The following is a 23,055-nucleotide window of genomic DNA, read 5'->3' on the forward strand; positions in this document are numbered from 1 at the left end:
CGTTAAGGGCTTTTCTGTTGTTGCAAGCTTACGTTTTTGGCTGCCTTCCAGCTAGAACCCAATGCCAATCCGTACGCCAGTGCCTACCCGCTCGCCGGATTGCAGGCCGGTGTAGAAATCCACGCGTATCACCTTGAATACGTGTTCCAGCCCGACGCCTATTTCCACGTAGTGGTCGGTTTCGGGGGTGGTTAGGTAGTTGAGCGAGGCCACTTCCTGCCACTTCAGTTGGCGCAACAGCGGTATTTTGTTTAGGAAGAAGCCGTTGAAATGGTGGTTGTAGTGCGCTTCCAGGAAGCGGTTTCGGGTGCTGTAGCGGTAGTAGTCGAGCAGCTGGAAGTCGGTGAAGTCGGCGGCCAGGTAAGTGCGGTTGCCGCTGAAGTGGCGGTAATCCATGAACGACAACTCGGGCTTACCCAGGAAGCCGCCAGCCGCTACTTTGTAGGTGCTCGTACCCAACAGGCCCATGCCAATGCTCTGCCGAATACCGGCTTCCAGCAGCGTGTAGCGCACATCGGAGCCCAGTAAGCCGCCGAGGCCCTGCCGCCAGGTGCCCGAGAAGGTGGGGAACTTGGAGCTTAGGTTGATCTTGCCATCGGGGCGGCTGATGTAGCGCTGGCCGGGCCGGAAAGATGCCGTCAGCTCAACCGTGGCGGCTTGGTTACGGCCGAAACCGGTGCCGTTGGGCAGCTCGATATTCAGGGGCTGGTTGGGCGTGAAGGCCACGCCCGGCTTATCCACCCACAGGTCGATGGTGGTGTTTTCCAGTTGGCGCCGGTCGTAGTAGCTCAGGGTGCCTTGCAGCGTGAGGCCGTTCACTACCTCGTTTTGGTAGCTGACTTGCGCACCGTCGCGGCGGTAGAGCTTGGCGTAGTTGCGGTTTTTGAACAGCGTGTAGTACGTGTTGATGAACGGCGTCAGTTGGGAGCTGGCATCGAAATTCTCGATGAAGCGGCCCGCCTGGAAGCTCACCCGCGCCACCTTGGCCGGCGCGTATTGCCAGGTAGCGGCCAGGCTCGGGCTGATTAGCTCGTTGCTGAAGCCATAGCGCACCGAAGGCGTGATGGTATAGAACCGCCGGTCGTCGGTGCGCTGTGTGAATGTGACTTGCGGCTGAAGCACAGCGCCTTCCACGGTGTTGTAGTTGAGGATGTTGAAGACCGGCGCTACGTACCAGTACCGCTTCCGGAACGAGTTGGAGTAGCTGTAGCCACCCAGCAGTAAAGAGCTGGGAGAGAACTTGTTGCGCACCCGGTCCAAGGAATCCTGGTAGGGCCGCGAGTTGCGGATTACTTCGGTGCTATCTTTTACGTGGTAGTCTTTCTGCTCCTCGGCCGTCAGCGGAATGGGCCGCACGGTGTCCCAGTAACTGGAGTCCCGCTCGTTCACACCTTTCTCCACTAGCATCACCTCGCCGCGCTTCAGCTTGCCAATGCTCATGCCCACTGTGTCGCGCTCCGCGAGCTTGGTTTGGCGGCGCACCTCGCGGTTGAGGCCGGCCAGCTTGGGCTTCTGCTTGCGAATATCGGCGGCGGTTTCGCGGGTGACGGGGGCGTCGGCGGGCTCATTGGCGGCTACGGGCGGGGCGGGACGGTTGGGGTAAGTGGGCGTGACTTTGTAGTTGGAGAGTACCGCCGTGAGGTAGCCGCTACCCTTGAAGCCGAACGCCGTGAAACCCACTGTAATCTTCTGCGACTGAATCACCCACACGTCGGAAGGGCCCGGCGCGGGCGCAAACAGCTGCTCGATGTGAAACTGGTCCACGTAATCGAGCTGGGCGTTTTTGTCGAGGTCCAGGGAAATGGAATGGATGCGCCAGGTGCCATCCACGATGTAGATGTGGCCGCTGGAAAACACCGGGTCGGTGCGGCGGCGGGGCGTGACGCGGATTTTGTGCACCGTCACGCCGCCCTGTTGGGTGGTACCTTCCAGCTCGTATTTGTAGAACAACATGGCCCCATCGGCAATCGGCGACACGAAGCCGCGCTCGGAAAAGCCGCTTTTCAGCACGTTCTCGTAGAAATTGAGGCCCGCGCCGCGCCCGGCCCGGTTGAAGCTAATGCCTTTCGTGTCGCCGCTGACCCGCGAGGAAATCATACGCTCCTGTATCACGTTGGGCTGCCGGAAACTCATATCCGACACCGATTCGGAGAGGTAGAAAATGCCCGGCTTAATATCGGGACCCACTTTGATCAGGCCGAACACTTTGCCCGGTACTTCCAGAAAGCGGGCCAGCGTTTTGATGTAGGCGCGGGCTCGGAAGGCAGCCACTTCGCGCAGATGATAGCGCCGCCACTGCTGCGCCTGCTGAATAATGGCGTAGGCAGGGTCCCGGTCGGTGGAGCGCACCACCACTTCCTTCAGCTTGTAGCTGTCCGGCGTCAGGGTCACGTCGAAGACGGTGGCCGTGTCGCCGCCCGCCACGCGCACCTGCTCGATGCGCGGCTTGTAGCCCACGTACTGAAACACCAGCTCGTACTGGCCGGGCTGGAGCCGCAATTGGTAGTTGCCCTGCTCGTTGGTGGCGGTGCTGGTGGTAGTGGCGCGCACGGCCACGTTGGCGAAGGCTAGCGCCGTGCCCTGCGGATCGGTTATGCGGCCCCGTACTATGCCAGCCGAGGCAGTAAGCGTGACGAGCAGCAAAGTAAGTAGTAGGTAGTAACGCGGCATTCGGCAACGAGTATAGTTGGTAGCAAGATAGATAGGATAGCCTACCAAAAGGTTGTCTGTGTACTGAACAACAACCCGATTCCGGGGGCGGTTTGTAGCCAGGTTGCCGGTAGCTTTATTTCACTAACGCGGCCAGCTACGGAATGCGTACGGCCCGATTGGTGTTGTTTCCCCGGCCCTCAAGTGCCTATTTGCATTGATTGTATTCCCCTTGCCCCCGTTTATGTACCAGCCCGACAAAAAGAAGAAAACCTACACGCCCGGCGAAGCTCTCCACAAAATAGCCGCCTTTTGCGCCTACCAGGAGCGCAACCAGAAGGAGGTGGAAAGCAAACTGCGCGAGTATGGCCTGGACGAGGACGAAGCCGGCGAAATTATCATCCGGCTGAGCCGGGAAAAGCTGCTTGATGAGGAACGCTACGCGCAGGCCTATGTGCGCGGGCACTACCGCAACAAGAAGTGGGGCCGCCGCCGCATCACGCAGGAGCTTAAGCAAAAAGGTATTTCCGAGTACTGCATCAAGTCGGGCCTCAAGGAAATCGACGGCGACGAATACTACCAGAACCTGCTGAACCTACTGGAAAAAAAGGACCGCCAGGAAAAGGAGCGCAACCCCCGCATCCGCCGCCAGAAGATTCAGGTGTACCTCACCGGCAAAGGCTACGAGCAGGACCTCATCAAAATAGCCCTCGATGACTTAGGCAAAGCGCCGGAGGAAGACGATGAGGAGTAGGGTATTGAGGACAGTAGCTGTCTTGTAAATACGATAGGCCGTCATGCAGAGGCGGAGCCGAAGCATCTCGCGTACTGATGTTGGAATAGCAACCTGACGTCAGCACGCGAGATGCTTCGGCTCCGCCTCTGCATGACGTTAGGAATCGGGCTCAAATGCTCAACTGTTCGCAGATTCTAGTTGATGATGCGCACTTGGTACGATTCGCCTTTGTCGCGAATGAGACAGGCGCCATTCAGGAGCACCATGTTGGGGTTTTGCAGATGCTGGACGGGGTTACGCACCAACGGAATTTCGTGGTGGCACCAGCGGCATTTGGGGCCGGCGGTGGGCGTGAAGTGGCCGCCGCACGGGCAGGCTGGCAAGGTGGTGGCAATTTGGGCGAGTAGCTCTGGGGTAGCTCCGTAGTACACCAGCTCCTGCGCTTCCCGGTTCAGATAAACGTTGGAGCACTGCGAGCAATAGAAGTGCGGAAACGCTTCGCTCATGCCGCTGGAGCGCCAACCAATATTGTCTTGCTGGCAACTGGGGCAGTGCAAATTCCCAACCCATTGCAAGCTGCCCTCATATTCTACGATTTCCATAAGCTGAAAAGTTAGCGTTGCGCCGGGCGGAGCGGGTTTTGCATTTGCTGCGTTAAGATTACGCGGCGGCCGGTCATGGTTTCCAGCATGGGCTTCAGGATTTGCTGGGCATTCCTTTCAGTTTCAGCCAGAATGCCGGATTGCAGGGCAGCGCGGCGCACGTTGGTTTCCGCGTATTTATAGCCCGCATCTACCAACTCGGCGTCCTTGAAAAAGCCGTTTTCCACGCTGTACACGCGGCTGGCGCTGTGGTCGATTTGCCACGTGCACAGCTCGGCGGGCGGCAGCGCCACGCGCACCACGGAGTCGCCTTCAAACACCACGTCCTGGGCCCGCACCTTGCGCAAATCCAGGCAGCCGATGGCGTTGCCGGCCACGATGAGAGCCACTTTGGCATCGGGCAGGAAACGGTAGGTGCTTTTCTTGTACTCCACCACATCCTTGAAATGGTAGCGCACCAGCTCCAGGCGGCCCAGACTTTCCACTTTCTCCAGTACTGTATTGTGCGTGACGGTGATGCGCGGGGCAGGGTCCAAGGGGTTTTCGAGCCCGTCCAGCGCCGGCCGGACTTTCGTCCAGAGAAACCACCCCAGCCCCACCAGAAACAGCAGCGGCAACAAACGGCGGAGCAACAAGGAAAACGACATACGGTAGCAGCAAAAGCAAGAGAACAATTGGTTGTTCTACGGCATTGCCGCAAGTTTTGCCGACGAGCTACCCCCGAAAATAACGCAGTGCGTGGCTTCAGCTGCCAGCCGGCCACCATGCACTACGGCTCCCAAACCGCTGCCGGAACCCGGTCCAGCCTTGCAAGCCGCCGGTGTGCACCGCTACCACCGTGGAGTGAGGCGCAAAGTAGTCGTGGCGCAGCAAATCGAAGATGCCGTACAGGAGCTTGCCCGTGTAAATAGGGTCGAGCAGGACGCCGTATTGGGTTTCGAACTCCTGAATGAAGCGCAGCAGCTCCGGCGAGAAATGCGCGTAGCCGCCTAGGTGGTAGTCGGTGCGCAGGTCGTAGTTGGGGTAGGTGCGGCCGGTGGCGGCTTGGGTTAGCGCGTTAATGTCGGTGCGCAGAAACTCGCCACCTTTCAGGGCCGCTATGCCTACTACCTGGTGCTGGCCAGCCAAGCCAGTAAGCAGGCCCGCTAGCGTGCCGCCTGTGCCGCAGGCCACGCACAGGTAGTCGAAGGCGGTTTCAGTGGTCAATTCGCTTACTAGTTCGGCGCAGCCCGGTAGGGCCAGGGTGTTGGAGCCGCCTTCGGGAATGACGTAGGCCGGGCCGGTTTCGCGCAGTAGCTCCGCCAGAAAATCCGGGTCGTGCTTGCGGCGGTAGGTGGTGCGGTCGAGGTAGCGCAGCTGCATTCCGTTGGCGGCGGCGCGGGCTAGGGTGGGGTTGAGGGGTTGGGTTTCCTCTCCCCGAATCAGGCCAATGGTGCGCAGTCCTTGCAGGCGGCCCGCAGCGGCCACGGCGGCAATATGGTTGGAAAACGCCCCGCCAAAAGTCAGCAGCGTATCGTGGCCAGCCTGGCGGGCTGCCTTGAGGTTGTATTTCAGCTTGCGCCACTTGTTGCCCGGCAGCTCAGGGTGCGCCAGGTCGTCGCGCAGGAGCAGCAGCCGGATGTGGCGGCGGGTGGCTTCGGGAGCGGTTATGGGTTGGAGGAGCATAAAAGGGTTTCTCGCAGAGGTGCGCAGAGGAAAACGCAGAGGTTCGCAGTGTGCAACGATTTACGTTAGACCACTGCGAACCTCTGCGTTTTCCTCTGCGCACCTCTGCGAGAAAAGTATTACACCAAAGCTGGCTCAGTAGCCGACGGCTTCTGCCGCAGGGCATATACCACGGCCCCAATCAGCGCCAGAATCAGCAGCACCGACGAAACCAACGACACCGTGTTGCCGATGGCATACTCCGTGGGCTCGAATTTGAACTCGATGGTGTGGCTGCCGGCGGGCAGCGGTAGGGCGCGCAGCACGTAGTTGGCCCGCACGTAGGGCACTTTCTTGCCGTCAACGTAGGCGTTCCAGCCATCGGCGTAATAGATTTCCGAAAACACCACAAAGGCATCGGCGGTAGCGGTGGCGCGGTACGTCAGGGCATCGGGCTCGTACTTGGTTAGCACGATGGTGGAGCCGGGTGCGCTGTAGCTGGTTTTGCTAAGCGGAAACTTAGACGCATCCACTACGGCCGTGGTAGCCGGGTTCAAACCAGTTAGGGCGTTGATTTCCTGGTCGGGGTTCTGCACCTTCTGGATGTCGTTTACAAACCACGCATTGCCGAGGGCGCCGGGGTTGCGCTGCACCTGCTCGGGCGTGCCCTGCTGCCCTTCCTGCTGTGGCCCCTGCGCCGGCTGAATGATGTAGCGCGCGTTCAGCATGTTGAGCACCTGCAAGTTGTTGCGCGAAATCTGCCGCTCAATCAACTCCTGGTAGCGGCGCAGCTTGGCGCCGTGGTAGCCGCCAATGCTCTTGTGGAAATACGAGGTCTGGGCTTCGTTGAAAGGGTTGGCCAAGTTCAGTACCCGGTAGCTAAGGTCTTTGTCCTGCAAAATCTGCTGGTCAGCCGCCGAAGGCACGAAGCCTTGGGCTACGGTTTCCGTCTGGAAGTTGTCGTCGTTGAGGTAGCGCTTGTCCACGCCCCACAAATCCACCAGCGTCAATATACCCACCAGCGCCGCCGCCATGCCCGCCGACAGCTTGCGCTGCAAGTAAAACCACAGCGTACCGGCTGCCAGCGCAATAAACACAATGGAGCGCAACACGTCCGTCCGCAGCAGCGAAGCGCGGTCTTGCCGAATAGCATCCAGCGGGAAGCCTTGTTGCTGAAGCTGGGCATCAATAGGCGCCGAGAAATCAGCCCCGAGGCCAATTAGAAACGCCAGTACGCACACACCCACCGTGACACCTAGCGCCAGTAGCACTTTGCGCTTGAGGTCGGCGGTTTCGGGAGCATCTACGGTGGTTTTGGCACTCAGGGCGGCCAGGCTGGGGTGCGTGCTGGCCCCAGCAGCGGCCAGGCCCACCACCCGGTTGCGCAGCACGCGGCCCAGCGCTAGTACCGCCAGTAGCGGCATAGCCAGCTGCGCAATCACTAACGCCATGCTCACCGCCCGGAACTTGTTGTAGCCTGGGAAGTAGTCGAACATCAGGTAGTTGAACGTCTCGAAGTTCTTACCCCAGGCCAGTACAATCGACAGCAGCGTGCCGGCTGCCAGCCAAGTGCGGGTGCGCCGGTCGGCTACCAGCAGGCCCAGCACAAACAGGAAGCACACAATAGCGCCCACGTACACCGGGCCACTGGTAATGGGCTGGTCGCCCCAATAGGTAGGCATATGGGCCAGATAGTCGGCGAGCTGCACGGGCGGCACACCCAAGGCGCTGAGGGCCTTGCCAGTGGCCGAATTGTCGCTGAGCTTCATTTGCGAAGCGCCGCCGTAGAAGTTCGGAATCAGCAGCGTGATAGTTTCACCAATGCCGTAGCTGTAGCTGAACGCGTATTCCCGGTCGAGGCCCGAGCCGCCGGTGCCATCGTCGCCGGCCGCCGCCGCGGGGGCAGGCTGGCCGGGGTCGGCGGGGGCTGGGGTTTTTAGTTCCGAGCGGCCCCGAATGCTGTATTTACCGTATTCGGCGGTGGTGTAAAGGCGGCCAAAGCTTACGCCCACAGCTAACAGCGCCGCCAAACCCAGCAGCACCGTGCGGCCCATAAAGTCCGCCAGGCGCTTTTCGCGGAACGCAAAAACCAATTCTACGATGCCGAACACCAGCACCAGCAGCAACAGGTAGTAGGTGATTTGCAAGTGGTTGGAGCGCACGTTCATGGCTAGCCCCAAAGCAAACAGCGCCGTACCCAGCCACCGGTTACGCCGAAACGCCACTATCAAGCCCGCCAATACCAGCGGCGCGTAAGCTAGCGCCAAGCTCTTGGTGTTGTGCCCGGCCGCCAGAATTACAATGTTGTAGCTGGTGAAGCCCAGTGCCACTGCGCCCACGCCGCTGACCATTGGCGTAAGGCCCACGGCTACGAACAGAATGTAACCGCACACCAGCGCCAAAAACAAGTTGGCTACCACCGCCGGCAAGCCCAGCGTGAAAATACTATGCAGGTACACGCTCAGGTCGCCGGGGAAGCGGGTGCTGATGAGGTAGGTAGGCATCCCCGAGAACATGGAGTTGGTCCAGAGCACTTCCTTGCCGGCCGCACGGGCCAGCTGTAACTCGTGGGCGCCCCCATTGAACTGCACGATGTCGTGCTGGCTCAGGGTTTTGCCCCCGAATACAATGGGCGAGAAGTACAGCACGGCCAGCACCAGAAAGAACAGCACGGCCAGCAGGTGGGGCAAGGCCCGCCACCACAGCGGCGCGGCAACCGGCGCGGCGGCCGTCGGGGCAGAGAAAACGGTAGACATCAGCAGGGAATAGGAATTCTAAAATCCGTCCGAAGGTAGCAAACCCCCTAAAGAAAGCTATTAGCTGCTGGCGGTTAGCTGTTGGCTTTTCCGGTTCTATTCAAAAAGCCAGTGGCCAGCAGCCATCAGCTAACTGCTTCGTTTGGGAGGGAGGATGAGGTTCTTGTTGCACGGAACTGCACGTTATAGAGCACCACCGATAGTAGAATCACGCCGTACGCTATGCCCTGTGTGAGCGTAGCGGCCTCGCCGAAATACAGGAACGCTAGCGCGAAGCTCACTACCGGATTTACGTACATCATAATCCCGACTGTGCCCGAGGGCAGCGCGTTGAGAGCGTACAGATTCAGAAAGAGCGGCAGCACTGTGAATACCACACTCAGAACGGCGGTGTATCCCAGTAGCTTACCATCGGCGAAACCGGCCAGGGGCTGCGCGCCCAATAGTGGCGACAACGGCAGCACCACCAGCGCCGCCAACAGCAGCTGCACGGTAAGGAGCACCAGCCGGTCGTAGCCTTGCAGGCGGCGCTGCGTGATGAGGTACAGGGCGTAAGTGAAGGCCACTACCAAACTCATCAGCAAAGTGCGCAGCTCACCCACTCCCAGCAACAGGCAGCTCAGTGCGCTCAGCGCAATGGCCGCCCATTGGTTGGGCCGCAGTTTTTCGTGCAGCATGGCAAACCCCAGCAGGGCCGTGAGAATAGGGCAAATCAGATAAGAAAACGAGCCTGCCTGTACGCTTACCTCGTTGATTACATAAATAAACAGCAGCCAGTTAGCCGTCAGCAAAAAGCCTCCCGCCACTGTGCCCACCACCACACTACGCCGTTCGGCGTGGCCCGCCACCTGCCACTGCTGCGCTACCGTCCGCACCGCCGCGCGCCGGCCCAGCCCATGAATCAAGAGCAATAGGACCAGAGACAGCAAGATGCGGAAAAACAGAATCTGGCCGCTGGCATAGCCATGCAGGATCCGTAGCGGAATAGGGAAGAAGCCCCAGATAAGAAAAGCTGCCAGGGCCGCCAGATGATAACGAGAAAGTTTCAAGCGAAAAACCGGAAATGAAAAACAAGCCGCAAAGGTACGGCAAAGCCTGCTCTGGTTTGGGACTCCTAATAAGGTTGACGTAGGTTAGCCGCCCCGCAACCTCGGCGGTATCCCATACGGTTCCGTTTTACCTTTGCCGTATGATGCTTGACTTCACTGCCCTGCCCGCCCTCACCCACGGCACCCTGCTGCAACCTCCCGCCGCACCCGCTCCCGTACACCAGCTGCTGCTCGACAGCCGCCGCATCGGGCAGGCCACGGGCAGCGTGTTTTTTGCGTTGCGCGGCCCCCAGCACAACGGCCATCTGTACTTGCCGGAGCTGTATGCGGGCGGCGTACGCCTATTTGTAGTTGATAGAGCAGAGGGAATTCCGGGCGGGTTAGCAGCCTATCCGGAAGCGGGGTTTCTGCTGGTGACCGACGCCTTGGATGCCCTGCAAGCCGTTGCGGCGGCGCATCGGCGGCAGTTTCGGCTGCCGGTGTTGGGCGTTACGGGGTCCAACGGCAAAACCATTGTGAAGGAGTGGCTAGCGCAGCTGCTGGCCCCCGATGAACTGATTTGCAAAAGCCCGCGCTCCTACAACTCGCAGGTGGGCGTGCCGCTCAGCGTATGGGAACTGAACGCCACGCATACGCTGGGTGTTTTTGAAGCCGGTATTTCGCAGCGCCATGAAATGACGCGCTTAGCTCGCGTTATGCAGCCCACGCTCGGTTTGTTCACTAACATTGGTACGGCGCACGATGCCGGCTTTGCCAATCATCGCGAGAAAGTGGAAGAGAAGATGCAGCTGTTCCTCGATGTGGACACGCTGTTCTATTGCCTCGACCATGAGCCGATTCACGCCGCCGCCCAACAGCACCTACCCGCGCACCGCACTTTCACCTGGAGCCGCCTGCACCCTCATCTGGCGCATGTAGCCGTAACGGTAGCCGAATCGTCGGGTGACCGGACGGTGGTGCGCGTAAGTTTGGCCCGGCCGCTGCCGCAGGAGCACACGTTCACGCTGCCCTTCGCCGACGAGCCTTCCGTGGAAAACGCGCTGCATGCGCTGTCGGTGCTGCTGTGGCGGCAAGTGCCCGCCGCTGAAATCCAGCACCGCCTCGACCGGCTCCAGCCGGTAGCCATGCGCCTGGAAATGAAGCAGGCTCTCAACGACTGCTACGTTCTCGACGACACCTACAACAACGACTTGGCCGGCCTCAACCTGGCCCTCGATGTGCTGGCCCGTCAACCTCGCCGGGGCCGCCGCACCCTCATCCTGAGCGACGTGCTGGAATCGGGTTTAACTGGCGCCGAGCTGTATGCCCGCGTGGCTGCGCAGCTGGCCACCCACGGCGTGGAGCGGCTGGTAGGGGTGGGGTTGGAAATCGGGCAGCACCAAGCGCTTTTCCAGCAGGTCGAAGCCATGTTCTATGATACCACCAATGACTTTCTGCGGGAGTTTCGGCCCGATGCCTTTCGCCAGGAAACCATTCTGGTGAAAGGAGCCCGCCGATTCGAGTTCGAGCGGATTGTAACGGCATTTCAGCGCCAGATTCACGGTACGGTGCTGGAAGTGGACCTGGAGGCGCTGGCTCAGAACCTAAACTTCTACCGTAGCCGCATTCAACCAGGCACCAAGCTCATGGTGATGGTGAAGGCATTTGCCTACGGTAGCGGCTCTTATGAAGTAGCCAATCTGCTCCAGTTTCACCGCGCCGACTACCTCGCCGTGGCCTATACCGACGAAGGCGTAAGCTTGCGCCAGCACGGCATCAGTCTGCCCATCATGGTGATGAACCCCTCGCCCGATGCTTTTCAAGTGCTGCGCCAATATCATCTGGAGCCCGAAATATACTCGTTCGAGCGCCTGCACGACTACCTCGTGGCCGCCCGGCAGCAGCCCTTACCCGCCATCCACCTTAAGCTCGATACCGGCATGCGCCGCCTGGGCTTTGCGGAAACCGACTTGCCGGAACTCTGCGCCTTGCTACGTGAAAATGCCACCCACCTGCGTGTCGCCAGCGCCCTCACCCACTTAGCTGGCGCCGACGAAGAGCAGCACAACAGCTTCTCTCAACAGCAGTTGGCGGCTTTCCAACGCATGACGCCGCTTCTGGAAGAAGCACTAGGCTATTCTATTATCAAGCATGCCCTCAATTCGGCAGGTATCCTCCGCTTCCCGGAGGCCCAAATGGATATGGTGCGCCTCGGAATTGGCCTCTATGGTGTGGAAGCCACCGGCCGCGAACAAGACGCTTTGCGGCCCGTCAGCAGATTGCGCACTACCATTTCGCAGGTGAAAACCTTACCGCCCGGCGAAACGGTGGGCTACGGCCGCCGCGGGCAGGCTGCGGACTACGAGCGGCGCATTGCTACGCTGGCCATCGGTTACGCCGACGGCTATGACCGGCGCTTCGGCAATGGTGCGGGCGAGGTGGTGGTGCGGGGCCAGCGCGCACCCCTCATTGGCAATGTGTGCATGGATATGTGCATGATAGACGTCACGCACATCAGCGCCGCCCAAGCCGGCGACGTTGCTGAAATATTTGGTCCGCAGTTGCCATTACCGGAGTTGGCTGGCCGCATTGGCACTATTCCATACGAGTTGCTGACCAACGTGAGCGAGCGAGTGAAGCGCGTGTTTTTTGCTGAATAATGCTGCGTCAACGCAATTTTGAGGTGCCAGTTTAATATAACCCGACTAGATATACTTATATTGCGAGAAAGTGTATAGCTGCGTTAAAGCATTCATACTTCAACTTTTTCACTTGGCTAAGTTTATTTATTGCTATTTCTCTGTTGACATCTGACATGAAGAAGTTCGTTGGTGCGTGGGTGTCACGCCGCTGGTTGCTGGTGCTGTGGTTGTGGATGATGGGTGGATCAGCAGTTATTGCCGCCCCCGCCATGGATGGTTTGTGGAAAGGCCCGTTGAAAATGCCGGGTGGTGAGCTAGAAGTGATATTTCGCCTGGTTAGCCTCACGGGTGGCTCCTACTTCGCCACGCTCGACGTGCCCATGCAGAAAGTAAGCCACATGGCGGTACAGGTGGAAGTGCGCGGCGACACGGTGGTATTTGCGGCAGAAGAAGCCGGGAGCCGCTTTATTGGTCAGTTGGCTCCCGATGGCAAGAAACTGACCGGGCAATGGCGGCAACCTGGTTTGGAAGCAGCCCTAACCCTCACCTTCGCTCCGGCCGCTGTCAATACTGCTCCCAAAGCCCGCCTGACGCCACCCTACCGCGAAGAAGAAGTAACCTATACCAACGTGCCGGTGAATCTGCGGCTGGGCGGCATGCTCACGGTACCGGCCGGCCCCGGCCCATTTCCGGCCGTGGTGCTGGCATCCGACGCGGGCGGCCAAGACCGGGATGCTACCGTGGGCGACTACCGTCTCATGGGAATTCTGGCCGACCACCTTACCCGTCGCGGTATTGCCGTGCTGCGCTTCGATGACCGGGGTATTGGCGCTTCAGCCGGAGATTTTGCCGCCGCCACCACTGCCGAATTGGTGGGCGACGTGCAGGCTGGGTTGAATTTCCTGCGCACCCGCTCTGAAATTGATGTGACGCGCATTGGGGTGGTAGGCCACGGCGAAGGCGGTAACGTGGCGCTGCTGTCGGCTGCACAACCCTTGCCACCAGCTTTTGTGGTTTCGTTGGCGGCATTTGGGCAATCTGGCAGTGCTGCTATCTTACAGCAGCAGAAAGCGTTGCTACGCGGCATTGGTGTGCAGGACCCAGATATCAACTCCTTCATTCGGCAGCAGCAGGCCTTGCAAGCCGTGGTAACGCAAAACCCGGATTCCAAGAAAGCACAGCAGATATTAGTGAAAATGATGCGCCAGTATGACGCTAGCTTAGATACCATCACGGCCCAGAACCGTGCCGCTGAACTGACCTCACCGCGCTACCGGAGCCAGCTGGCCTTCAATCCCGCCGCCCGGATGGAGCAGGTGAAATGCCCGGTATTGCTGCTAGGTGGCACCGCCGATGCATCAGTAGCTGCCGAGCCCAATCTTAATGGCCTTGCCAAAGCACTGCACAGCAACCCTGATGTAACCAGCAAGAAGCTCCCTGGCGTCAACCATCTGTTTCAGGCCGACCCCGGCGAGTGGGCTGTAGTGAATGGGCAGCCGCACGAAACCTTCTCGCCAGCAGCGTTGGAACTGATTCGGAGCTGGATAGCCGAGCATACCAAAACCAAGTAATTCTGTCCCAAATCCACTTTCGAGCCGCTAGCTGTACCGTTCAGCTAGCGGCTCGATTTGTTACGTGCGTATCCCGCAAACCTGCCACCAAGCAGTGAACTTCCCTTTTCAGGCTGCGTAAGTGCGTCCAAACCTTTCTTTCCCAATCATTACTTCCCTATTTCCCATGCACAAGCCTCTGCTTTCCGCCTTAGCCCTGACTGCCCTGCTGTCAACCGCTTGCAACGACCTGAAAAAGCCTGAAGCCAAGGATGAGCCCCAAGAAGCTACAGCCGACACAGCAGTGGTGTACCGCAAAGGCGAAACAGTAGCCGATGCCGCTGCCGGTGCCGCCAATTCCGTGGATGCTGCCTGGGACATGACCAAAGCCAAGCTAGCCGACGCCAAGTACGAGGAAATTGATTTGCCGGAAATTTCAGTGCGCGACGACGACAAATACAGCGTGTATGGCCTGGAAGAAACCGTGCTCTTCGATACCGATAAGGCCGAAATCAAGCCGACGGCTACGCGGGCCCTATCAGAAATTGGAGGCTCCATTGGACGCCGCTACGGCAAGAGCCAAGTGCGCGTAATGGGCTTTGCCGATTCGAGGGGCGACAAAAGCTACAACAAAGAGCTAAGCGCCAAGCGCGCCGAAGCCGTAAAAAACTGGCTCACCAGTAATGCCAGTATTGGGGCCGACCGGGTCAGCCTGGAGCCCATGGGCGAAACGGCCCCGGTAGCAACCAATGCTACGCCGGAAGGCCGCCAGCAAAACCGCCGCGTAGAAATTGCGGTAATCAAGTAATACACGCTTTGTCTAGGTACTGGTGTGCCTCCTCCTAGTACATGTAAACTAAAAAGGGGCTCCGAATGGAGCCCCTTTTTAGTTTATAAATATCTAATGATGTTTTGTATTTGAATAGCACCTCAGCACATAACCAAATCAGCACATCAATTAATCCTTAATCTGGTCTACTTCGGCTTTAATCATGGCGTTGTAGCGCTGGCCATTACTGGCTAAAGTCAGCAGGCTCCAGCCTTTGCCCATGGTGTAGCTCCAGGTGCGGCTTTCCTTGAACTCGAAGGTCGGACGCATGATCTGGCCGTAGGGGGTGTAGGTGTCCATGAAGTTGGTGGTGTAGAATTTGTCACCACTTACAATCCATTCCATGGCTACAAAAAAGCCTTCCGTTGGGGCCTCAATGTTGTAAGGCGTCAAATCGATGGTGTACCACTCGCCGCCTTTAGGAGCCGATACTACCACGTTTTCGGTGAGGATGTCGGTGTTAGGCGAGTTATAGTTGCCGTCGGGCTTGTAGAGGCGCACCCGGAACGGCTCCCGTGGGAAACCATGCTCCCCAATGTAGAACGATACAGAGCGTACGTTGCCAAGCTTCTTGTTTTTGTCGTTTTTCACGAAGAAGGCATATTGGCTGCCTGGCATCCCCTGAATCATCCCCTCACCCGGTGTCGTCGACTTCGAGCCCAGCGATAGATCTTTTACCTTGCCGCCTTTCACTGTTACGTTGCCTAGCTCAATTACGCGCTTTGGCACTTCCACAATGAGGTCGGCCAGGTTGGCATTGCCGCGCTTTACTAGCACCGCAACGCGTTTGTAGCCTAAGGCTAGCACTACTAGGGAGTCTTGGGCGTTTTTGGTTGGCATGGCCATTTGGAAGAAGCCATATTCATTGGTCAGAGCACCAGTCTGTTCTTCTTTCAGCCCAATGGAGGCGAAAGGAATGGGCTCTTTCGTCTTCTGATCGACGATGCGACCGGACAGACGATTCTCTTGGGCCATGCTAAGCGCTGGGAGTATCAAGAGAAAAGTGACGAAAGCAAGTACGCGTTGGATCATATTGTGTATGCTATAGTTATATCCCAAAAGTAAAATGATAACGCCGATTTTCGGCACGTTTTCTTTAAATATTTATAAAAATGCAATTCCTGAAAGGAATATTTATAAGGTACTTAGCACTGGACTTGCTGCGTCGGGGTACTTTGGTCGAAACCTAAATGGGTTGTACCTTTGTTTAAAGGAAGTCTAAATAAACCCTGCTGCCGTGTCCGTTCGTCCCACCTCTGTCAAAGCCATTGCCGCTCCTCGAAGCGTGAAAGATCTGCATTTAGGCGAGACGGGTACGATTTGCTGCTTGAAGGATCCAGAAATGGCCCTCAAGCTGTTGGAAATGGGTTGTATCCCCGGTACGCAGGTGCGGCTTAATAGCCGTGCACCCCTAGGGTGTCCTATTACCTTAGTGGTAGGCGAGGCCGCAGATTACACTTTGTCGCTGCGAGTGAGTGAAGCAGCAACCATCATGTTGAAGGAGTAGCCGCGCATGCGTGATGCCGGAATTCGTACCGCCCCCGCCAGGGCTGCTGCTGCGGCAGCAGCTTTGGAAACTGCCGCTTTGCAAGCTGCACCGCGCGGCCTGACGCGCATTGCGCTGATTGGCAACCCCAATTCCGGGAAAACTTCGCTGTTCAATCAACTCACAGGTCTCAACCAGAAAGTTGGGAATTTCCCTGGCGTGACGGTGGACCGTAAGACTGGGGTCAGCCAGCTTACAGCGCAGCACCGCGCCGAAATCATCGATTTACCGGGTACGTACTCGCTCTATCCGAAGAGCTTGGACGAGAAGGTGATAACCGACTTGCTCTACGATAAGACGTCGGGGCAGTACCCGGATTTTGTGGTGGTGACGGCCGATGCCAGCAACCTGCGCCGCAACTTGCTGCTGTTCACGCAGCTTGCCGATTTAGGTCTGCCACTGGTACTGGCTCTGAATATGATGGACGTGGCTGCCCAGCACGGCATCAACATCGATTTGAAGGCCTTACAGGAGGAGTTGGGTGTACCGGTTATTCCCATGAATGCCCGTAAAGGCATTGGGGTAGCCGCGCTGAAAATTGTAATGGCCCAGCAGCTCGATGCGCCTACCATACAGTTCTACGAGCCCGACGAAGTTCTTGTGCCAATGCTGCGGCAGATTCGGTACTATTTCAACCTGCACAACGACTACTTAGCGCTACACTACGCGCACCAGTTTCGCCACATCAGCTTCCTGACCGCCGATGACCGGGCGTACGTGGGGGAGCTGGTGGCGAAGTACAACTTCGAGCCAACCCCGCGGCAGGCCCAGGAAACCATTGACCGATACGCCCGCATCAACGAGCTGTTACTGAACGTAGTATCGGTTACAAGGACTGAAAAAGCCGAGCCGTATAGCAACCGCCTCGACCGGGTACTCACGCACAAAGTGTGGGGCTACCTGATTTTTGTGGCGGTGCTGTTTTTGCTATTCCAGGCAGTATTCTCTTGGGCCAGCTACCCGATGGAATTAATTGATACAGGTGTAGCCTGGATTAATGGCCTGATCCAAAGCAATTTCAGTGGCCCGCTTATTAGTCTGCTGACGGAAGGCGTGCTTGCGGGTTTAGGTGGAGTGCTGATTTTTATTCCGCAGATTGCCTTGCTATTTGCCTTCATTGCGGTGCTCGAAGAAACCGGCTACATGGCCCGGGTGACATTTATGATGGACCGCATCATGCGTAAGTTCGGGCTAAACGGCAAAAGCGTGGTGCCCCTGATTTCGGGCATGGCCTGCGCCGTGCCAGCTATTATGAGCGCGCGCACCATCGAGAACCGCAAGGATCGGATGATTACCATCTTCGTGACGCCACTGATGAGCTGCTCGGCCCGGATTCCGGTGTACACGGTGCTCATTGGGCTGGTAGTACCCGACCAGCCGGTGCTGGGCATCTTCAACTTGCGCGGTGTGGCCCTGATGGGGCTGTATTTGCTAGGTTTCGTGTCGGCAGTGGGGTCGGCGTGGGCGCTGAAGCTGTTCATGAAAACCAAGGAGCGGAGCTACTTCATCATGGAGTTTCCGGTATACCGCTGGCCGCGCTGGAAAAACGTGGGCCTTACTATTGTGGAGAAGGTGAAAGCCTTTGTGTTTCAGGCTGGTAAGGTCATTATTGCTATATCGGTAATACTATGGGTGCTGGCTTCGTATGGGCCGAGCAACTCGCTGGAGCAAGCCGAACAGAGGGTGCGCGCTAACACCGCAACGCTAAATGCTGCCGAGGTGGAAACCCGAGTTGCTTCGGAAAAGCTGGAGGCCTCTTACGCTGGCCGCTTCGGGCATCTGATTGAGCCAGCCATCCGGCCGCTGGGGTTCGACTGGAAAATCGGGATTTCGCTGCTGACTTCGTTTGCGGCTCGGGAAGTGTTTGTGGGTACCATGAGCACCATCTACAGCGTGGGGCAGGATGCCAATGAGCTAACCGTGCAGCAGAAATTAGCCGCCGAAAAAGGTCCGGACGGGCAGCCTTTCTTCACACCCGCCCGCGCCGGCTCGTTGCTAGTGTTCTACGTATTTGCTATGCAGTGCATGAGCACCCTGGCCACCACCTACCGCGAAACCAAAGGTTGGACTTGGCCTATGCTGCAATTGGTATACATGACGGGCTTGGCTTACTTGGCTTCTCTACTGGTATATCAAGTATTGAGCTAAGCGGCTAAGCGCTATTTTCCAATCAGGAAAACCGCCGGTTGCTTATGAATTTCAGGTAAACCAGTTTTTTTCCAACCGGCTACGGTATCGGTGCGAACGTACTCGTTGGGGGCGGTGAGGCTAGCTGCAATGCAGAGGCGCGTAGCGGAATGCAGTTGGCTTAGCAGATCCTCCAGCATCTGCATGTTGCGGTAGGGCGTCTCAATGAAAAGCTGGGTTTGGTGCTGTGCCAATGCCAACTTTTCCAGCTGCTTGATGGCTGCGGCCCGGCGGCTTCGTTCAATGGGTAAGTAGCCGTGGAAGGTGAAGCTTTGCCCGTTCATGCCCGAGGCCATCAAGGCCAGTAACAAACTGCTTGGCCCCACTAGCGGCACCACTTTTATGCCGAGCGTGTGAGCCGCTCGCGCCAGTTCTGCGCCTGGGTCGGCAATGCCGGGGCAACCCGCTTCCGAAATTACGCCTGCATCCTGCCCGGCCAGCACGGGTTTTAGAGCAGCTTGAATTTGGGCTTCAGTGCTGTCTTTGTCGATGACGCTGATACGCAACTCCTCAATTACCTGGGCCGGGGCCACACTTTTAATGAAGCGCCGGGCCGTACGGGCATTTTCCACCAGAAAGTAAGACAACGCTGCTACTTGGGTGCCAATCTGTGGCGGTAGCACCTGCGGGGCCGTATCGTCGGCGAGGATGGTAGGAATCAGGTAGAGGACGCCAGGCTGCACTAGAGGAGGGTTAGGTGATGATAGTAGCTAACAAAAAGCCGTTTCGTTACATCTTGTCATTCCGACGCAGGGACAATCTGGGCAAAGTCGTTCAACAATATTACCCAGTTTCCTCCTGCACCGGAATGAAAGGTTGGGGGCTAGCTTTTGGTGAAGGCATCGACCAGCCCGAACACTTCATCCGGCTTCTCGGCATGGACCCAATGGCCAGCATCCACTATAGTTTCCACCTGGGAGTTAGGGAACAGCGCCGGAATGACGTGTAGTTTATCTTCGGTGGTGATGTAGTCGGACTGGCCTCCGCGGATGAACAGGGCAGGTTTCAGGAACGGCTCGGAGTTGTTGATTTCCGCCCCAATTTCGGCAATATGTTGGGTGAGAGCTGCCAGATTCTGCCGCCAGGCAAATGAGTTGTCGTCGAGGCGGTATAGGTTTTTTAGCAGGAACTGCCGCACGCCCGGCTGCCGGATGTGCTGGGCTAGCGCCTCATCGGCTTGCTGGCGGCTTTCCAGCGTGGTGAGGTCCACGGCATTCAAACCAGCCAGAATATTGTCTTGGTGAGTCATGTCGGACAAGCCGGGGGCAATGTCCACTACGATGAGTTTGGCTAGCCGGTCGGGGTGGTCGAGGGCGAAGCGCATGGCTACTTTACCGCCCATGCTGTGGCCCATTAGCGTGGTATCGGGGCCAAGTTGCAGGCTCTCGAACAAGGCCAGCACGTCGTTGCTCATCAGCTCATACGTATGCTCGGGCGTCTGGAAAGAGCGCCCATGGTTACGCAAATCCGCGCTGATAACGCGGTGGCCGGTATCGGCCCAGCGGCGCGCCAAAGTCTGCCAGTTGTCGAGGGTGCCAAAAAGGCCGTGCAGAATAACCAGAGGGGCACCCTGGCCTATTTCGCGGTGGTGTAGCAGCATAGGTAGAAGCAGAAAGAGCGGGCAAAGGTCGGGACTGGCGGGCATATCTGCCGCGGCGGCCTAAGCTGTGAGGTGAGTAGGTCGGCTGGGGTTGGATTGAATGGTGCAGAAAAGCCGCTGCTGTTGCTCCAAATGGGTGTTTCGTAAGAATTCAGCTAGCCCGGTTAGCTTCATCAACAAGCAGGTGATGGTGATGCTTTGTCCATTGCGCAGCTGCAGTTGCACGTACTCGTAGTTGCTCCAAAACAAGCGCCGTGACGAGCAGCGGACGTACAGCACCCGTTGAATATCGGCGCGGCTAAACGGTTGGCGCAGCCCGTCCTCGTACACTTCCAGTAGGTTCTGCTTGGGCTCGAATACTACTTCAGTGGCATGGTTGTGCAAGTAATAGTGTGCATGCAGCAGGAAGGCTGGCAGTGCAAAGCCTACTATCAGTCCCGAAAACAGCAGCAGTAGCACCAATTCGTAAGTAGACAACTCGCCGGCAAAGAAAAACGACGCCAGAAAAGGTAAGCCCACGCTCAAACACAGCAACGGCCAAAACAGCAAGGCCACCTGTCGCTGAAACGTAACCCGGTGGGCCCGCTGCCGCTTACCAAACAAGCCGGTAATCAGCCGCAAGCCCACAATCAGGGCCACAATAACGCCTCCAACCTCCAGCAGCGGCCGTAACAGAGAAACCGTTTTCACCGCCTAACGAACCTGAATCCAAGCTTCGCCGGGCTGGTGAGCGCGCAGGGTACCGAATGGCTGCAACGCTAGCCCATACTGCTCGAACACCGCCTGCACCTCGGCCCGGCCCGCAGGTTCTACGCATACCAGCAAGCCACCTGAGGTTTGCGGGTCGCAGAGCCAGGCGCGCTGCTCGTCGGTGACGGTGCCAATTTTGTGACCGTAAGAATCCCAGTTGCGTACGGTGCCGCCCGGAATGGCGCCTTGGGCACGGTATAGCTCGGCTTCTGGGATAAGCGGAACAGCGCTGAACTCCACTTCGGCGGTGAGGTTGCTGCCTTCGCACACTTCGGAAAGGTGACCCAGCAGCCCGAAACCGGTTACGTCGGTCATGGCGCGCACAGCGGTTAGCTGGCCCAGGTCGAAACCGATGCGGTTGAGTTGCATCATGCTTTGCGGCGCAATCTGCTCGTCTTCGGGGCGCAAAATACCGCGCTTTTGGGCGGTAGTCAGCATGCCCACGCCGAGCGGCTTGGTTAGATACAGTTCGCAGCCGGCGGTGGCAGTGTCGTTTTGCTTGAGGTTTTTGATATCGAGCATGCCCGTTACGGCCAGACCGAAAATGGGCTCGGGCGAGTCGATGCTGTGGCCACCAGCCAGCGGAATACCAGCTTCGGCGCAGATACTGCGGCTGCCTTCTATTACGCGGCGGGCCACCTCGGGGGCCAGCTTATCAATAGGCCAGCCCAGCACGGCAATAGCCATAACGGGCCGCCCGCCCATGGCATACACGTCGGAAATGGCGTTGGCTGAGGCAATGCGTCCGAAGTCGTAGGCGTCATCCACGATGGGCATGAAAAAGTCGGTGGTGCTGATGAGGGCCTGCCCGTTGCCTATATCGTACACGGCCGCGTCGTCGCGGGAGGAGTTGCCCACCAGCAACTTGTCATCGTAGGGCTGTGGGATGCTGGTGTGCAGAATCTGGTCGAGCACCTTGGGCGCGATTTTGCAGCCGCAGCCGGCTCCGTGGCTGTATTGCGTGAGGCGAACTTGGTCGGTGGTTTCGAGAGAGGTCATCAGATTAGAATAGAAGTGCGAAAAATAGGCTGTCTACAGCTCCCACGGCGCATGCTGCAACACCACTCGGTAGCCATCGGGGTCTTCAAACGTAACGCCCGCTTGGTCCCAATACGGGTTGTACGACGGGACTGGTGCAAGGCCAGCAGTTTGCATGCGTTGCACTGCCGCCTGCCATTCAGTTGCATCGGGTAAGTAAAACACCAGCAGGTTGTCGGCAGTGGGGGCGCGGCCTACTGTATGGCCAGGTTGGTGCGTGAATTCGAGGTGATACGGCGCATGTGGGTGGCCCAGCATGATGCCGTCGAAGCCGTTGTGGGCCACGAACGAAGCTAACTCCACCAAACCCAACCCATCACGGTAGAAGTGCAACACTGCCGCTAGTTGGTCGGTAGGGCGGGCTACGCGCAGCTTAGGCAGCATGTGGGGCATCTGAAATCAACTCGGAAAACAGCTTGGCTTCGCGAGCGGCACGCAGCACCAACTCGGCATTTACGGCGGCGTCGCAGGTATCGGAAGGCACCCGAATGGCGCGGCGCCCTTCCAGCCCGTGGCTGTAAGTTTTGTCGTAGTAGTCGAGCACGAGGCTGACCATTTTCTCCATGTCGTCTTCGGCAATGGCCGCTAGTGCCTCCTTGGTAGCCAGCCCGCCCAGCCGCTTCCGAATACGCAGGATGGACGTAGCCAAGGCGCCGGCATCTTCGCGGCCATATTCGGCGGCCAGTTTGCGTACGCGCACTTCCCGCGGAATTTCCAGCACCACCAAGGGCGCGCTGCTCATCTGCTCGAAAAACGGCGTAGGAATATGGATACCGCCAATAGTGCGGCTCTCATCTTCCACCCACACGGGGCGGGCTGCTGGCAATTGCCCCAGCGCCGCCGCCAAGTTGTTCTCAAACTGCTCCTGGGTAGGCTGCGGTGGCAACCCGATGCTACCGAACGCCGAGCCCTTATGGTGCGCCAATCCTTCCAAGTCGAGTAGCGGCTCTTGGCGCCGGGCCAACTCATGCAGCACGTCGGTTTTGCCGGAGCCCGTGAGGCCACCGAGCACCAGCAGGGGCCGAGGCTCGGCAAATTGCGCTAGTGCCCAATGCCGGTAGTCTTTGTAGCCCTTGTTGAGGAGGTGTACCTGGAAGCCCGCCAATTCCAACAGCCATTGCACCGTGCCGCTGCGCATGCCGCCGCGCCAGCAGTGCAGGCGTACTTCCTTGCCCGGAGCCAACTTGCTCGCCGCCCGTACCATTTCACTCATCTTCGGCCCGAACAAATCTAGCCCCAGTAGCACTGCTTTGTGCTGGCTAACCTGCTTGTAAGTGGTGCCGATACGGGCCCGCTCCTCATCCGTGAACAGCGGCAAGCTCAGCGCCCCCGGAATGTGGCCTTGCGCGTACTCAATTGGGGCACGCACATCCAAAATAGGAGCGTTTTCGGGGCCTTGCAGAAAGTCGGGGAGGGAGATGCGCGGCATGTAGCGTGTGAAGTTGCGAAGGGTGAAATAGTATTAGTTGGAATCCAAAGAAGTAGAACATTGGCTCGC

General features: G+C 58.2%; 19 protein-coding genes. 6 read left to right on the plus strand and 13 right to left on the minus strand.

What is annotated here, in order from left to right:
• Window positions 1-51 precede the first annotated feature (51 nt).
• Window positions 52-2,670, minus strand: coding sequence for a DUF5686 and carboxypeptidase regulatory-like domain-containing protein (locus G536_RS0119935; RefSeq protein WP_022825370.1), 2,619 nt, complete (start codon window positions 2,668-2,670; stop codon window positions 52-54).
• 223 nt (window positions 2,671-2,893) lie between these two features.
• On the opposite strand from G536_RS0119935, the gene G536_RS0119940 reads away from it, so the two are divergent.
• Window positions 2,894-3,403: a regulatory protein RecX gene (locus G536_RS0119940; RefSeq protein ID WP_022825371.1), complete on the plus strand. Its 510-nt coding sequence runs from the start codon at window positions 2,894-2,896 to the stop codon at window positions 3,401-3,403.
• A 176-nt stretch (window positions 3,404-3,579) separates the two neighbouring features.
• Here G536_RS0119940 and G536_RS29050 read toward each other — a convergent pair whose 3' ends face one another.
• The 5 genes from G536_RS29050 to G536_RS0119965 form a co-directional block, all read right to left on the minus strand.
• Complete coding sequence (locus G536_RS29050) at window positions 3,580-3,987, minus strand: hypothetical protein (protein WP_022825372.1); 408 nt, start codon at window positions 3,985-3,987, stop codon at window positions 3,580-3,582.
• Window positions 3,988-3,998: 11 nt separating this feature from the next.
• Window positions 3,999-4,634 (minus strand): DUF4230 domain-containing protein, encoded by a 636-nt coding sequence (locus tag G536_RS0119950; protein WP_022825373.1) that lies wholly within the window; start codon window positions 4,632-4,634, stop codon window positions 3,999-4,001.
• A gap of 97 nt (window positions 4,635-4,731) precedes the next feature.
• Window positions 4,732-5,652 carry a 1-aminocyclopropane-1-carboxylate deaminase/D-cysteine desulfhydrase gene (locus G536_RS29055; protein WP_022825374.1) on the minus strand — a complete coding sequence of 307 codons (921 nt, stop codon included), beginning with the start codon at window positions 5,650-5,652 and terminating at the stop codon, window positions 4,732-4,734.
• Window positions 5,653-5,771: 119 nt separating this feature from the next.
• The gene (locus tag G536_RS0119960; protein WP_022825375.1) at window positions 5,772-8,387 is read right to left on the minus strand and encodes a YfhO family protein; all 2,616 of its coding nucleotides are present in this window, start codon (window positions 8,385-8,387) and stop codon (window positions 5,772-5,774) included.
• Window positions 8,388-8,512: 125 nt separating this feature from the next.
• Window positions 8,513-9,436: an EamA family transporter gene (locus tag G536_RS0119965; RefSeq protein WP_022825376.1), complete on the minus strand. Its 924-nt coding sequence runs from the start codon at window positions 9,434-9,436 to the stop codon at window positions 8,513-8,515.
• Between the two features lie 143 nt (window positions 9,437-9,579).
• On the opposite strand from G536_RS0119965, the gene G536_RS0119970 reads away from it, so the two are divergent.
• The 3 genes from G536_RS0119970 (at window position 9,580) to G536_RS29060 (ending at window position 14,415) form a co-directional block, all read left to right on the plus strand.
• Complete coding sequence (locus G536_RS0119970) at window positions 9,580-12,075, plus strand: bifunctional UDP-N-acetylmuramoyl-tripeptide:D-alanyl-D-alanine ligase/alanine racemase (RefSeq protein WP_026880410.1); 2,496 nt, start codon at window positions 9,580-9,582, stop codon at window positions 12,073-12,075.
• Between the two features lie 155 nt (window positions 12,076-12,230).
• Window positions 12,231-13,628, plus strand: coding sequence for an alpha/beta hydrolase family protein (locus G536_RS0119975; protein ID WP_022825378.1), 1,398 nt, complete (start codon window positions 12,231-12,233; stop codon window positions 13,626-13,628).
• Between the two features lie 166 nt (window positions 13,629-13,794).
• Window positions 13,795-14,415, plus strand: a complete 621-nt coding sequence (locus G536_RS29060) for an OmpA family protein (protein ID WP_022825379.1) — start codon at window positions 13,795-13,797, stop codon at window positions 14,413-14,415.
• Window positions 14,416-14,565: 150 nt separating this feature from the next.
• Here the strand turns inward: G536_RS29060 and G536_RS0119985 are convergent, their stop codons facing one another.
• On the minus strand, window positions 14,566-15,411 hold the full coding sequence (locus tag G536_RS0119985) for a carboxypeptidase-like regulatory domain-containing protein (RefSeq protein ID WP_071837774.1): 846 nt from the start codon (window positions 15,409-15,411) through the stop codon (window positions 14,566-14,568).
• Window positions 15,412-15,721: 310 nt separating this feature from the next.
• On the opposite strand from G536_RS0119985, the gene G536_RS0119995 reads away from it, so the two are divergent.
• Entirely contained in the window at window positions 15,722-15,943 is a 222-nt protein-coding gene (locus tag G536_RS0119995) for a FeoA family protein (protein ID WP_342664772.1), read from the plus strand.
• A 6-nt stretch (window positions 15,944-15,949) separates the two neighbouring features.
• Window positions 15,950-18,130: a ferrous iron transport protein B gene (gene feoB, locus G536_RS0120000; protein WP_084708721.1), complete on the plus strand. Its 2,181-nt coding sequence runs from the start codon at window positions 15,950-15,952 to the stop codon at window positions 18,128-18,130.
• A gap of 11 nt (window positions 18,131-18,141) precedes the next feature.
• On the opposite strand, the gene G536_RS0120005 is transcribed toward feoB, so the two are convergent.
• From G536_RS0120005 to mnmH, 6 genes are all read right to left on the minus strand, one after another.
• The gene (locus G536_RS0120005; protein WP_022825384.1) at window positions 18,142-18,852 is read right to left on the minus strand and encodes an SAM-dependent methyltransferase; all 711 of its coding nucleotides are present in this window, start codon (window positions 18,850-18,852) and stop codon (window positions 18,142-18,144) included.
• Between the two features lie 140 nt (window positions 18,853-18,992).
• Window positions 18,993-19,769, minus strand: a complete 777-nt coding sequence (locus G536_RS0120010; RefSeq protein ID WP_022825385.1) for an alpha/beta fold hydrolase — start codon at window positions 19,767-19,769, stop codon at window positions 18,993-18,995.
• 60 nt (window positions 19,770-19,829) lie between these two features.
• Window positions 19,830-20,459: a PH domain-containing protein gene (locus tag G536_RS0120015; protein WP_022825386.1), complete on the minus strand. Its 630-nt coding sequence runs from the start codon at window positions 20,457-20,459 to the stop codon at window positions 19,830-19,832.
• A 3-nt stretch (window positions 20,460-20,462) separates the two neighbouring features.
• Window positions 20,463-21,518 carry a selenide, water dikinase SelD gene (selD, locus tag G536_RS0120020; protein ID WP_022825387.1) on the minus strand — a complete coding sequence of 352 codons (1,056 nt, stop codon included), beginning with the start codon at window positions 21,516-21,518 and terminating at the stop codon, window positions 20,463-20,465.
• A gap of 33 nt (window positions 21,519-21,551) precedes the next feature.
• Window positions 21,552-21,950 (minus strand): VOC family protein, encoded by a 399-nt coding sequence (locus G536_RS0120025; protein WP_211223345.1) that lies wholly within the window; start codon window positions 21,948-21,950, stop codon window positions 21,552-21,554.
• Window positions 21,931-22,986, minus strand: a complete 1,056-nt coding sequence (gene mnmH, locus G536_RS29065; RefSeq protein ID WP_022825389.1) for a tRNA 2-selenouridine(34) synthase MnmH — start codon at window positions 22,984-22,986, stop codon at window positions 21,931-21,933. The genes G536_RS0120025 and mnmH overlap by 20 nt, the downstream gene beginning before the upstream one ends.
• Window positions 22,987-23,055 lie beyond the last annotated feature (69 nt).

Source organism: Hymenobacter norwichensis DSM 15439, from assembly GCF_000420705.1.
Lineage (GTDB): Bacteria > Bacteroidota > Bacteroidia > Cytophagales > Hymenobacteraceae > Hymenobacter > Hymenobacter norwichensis.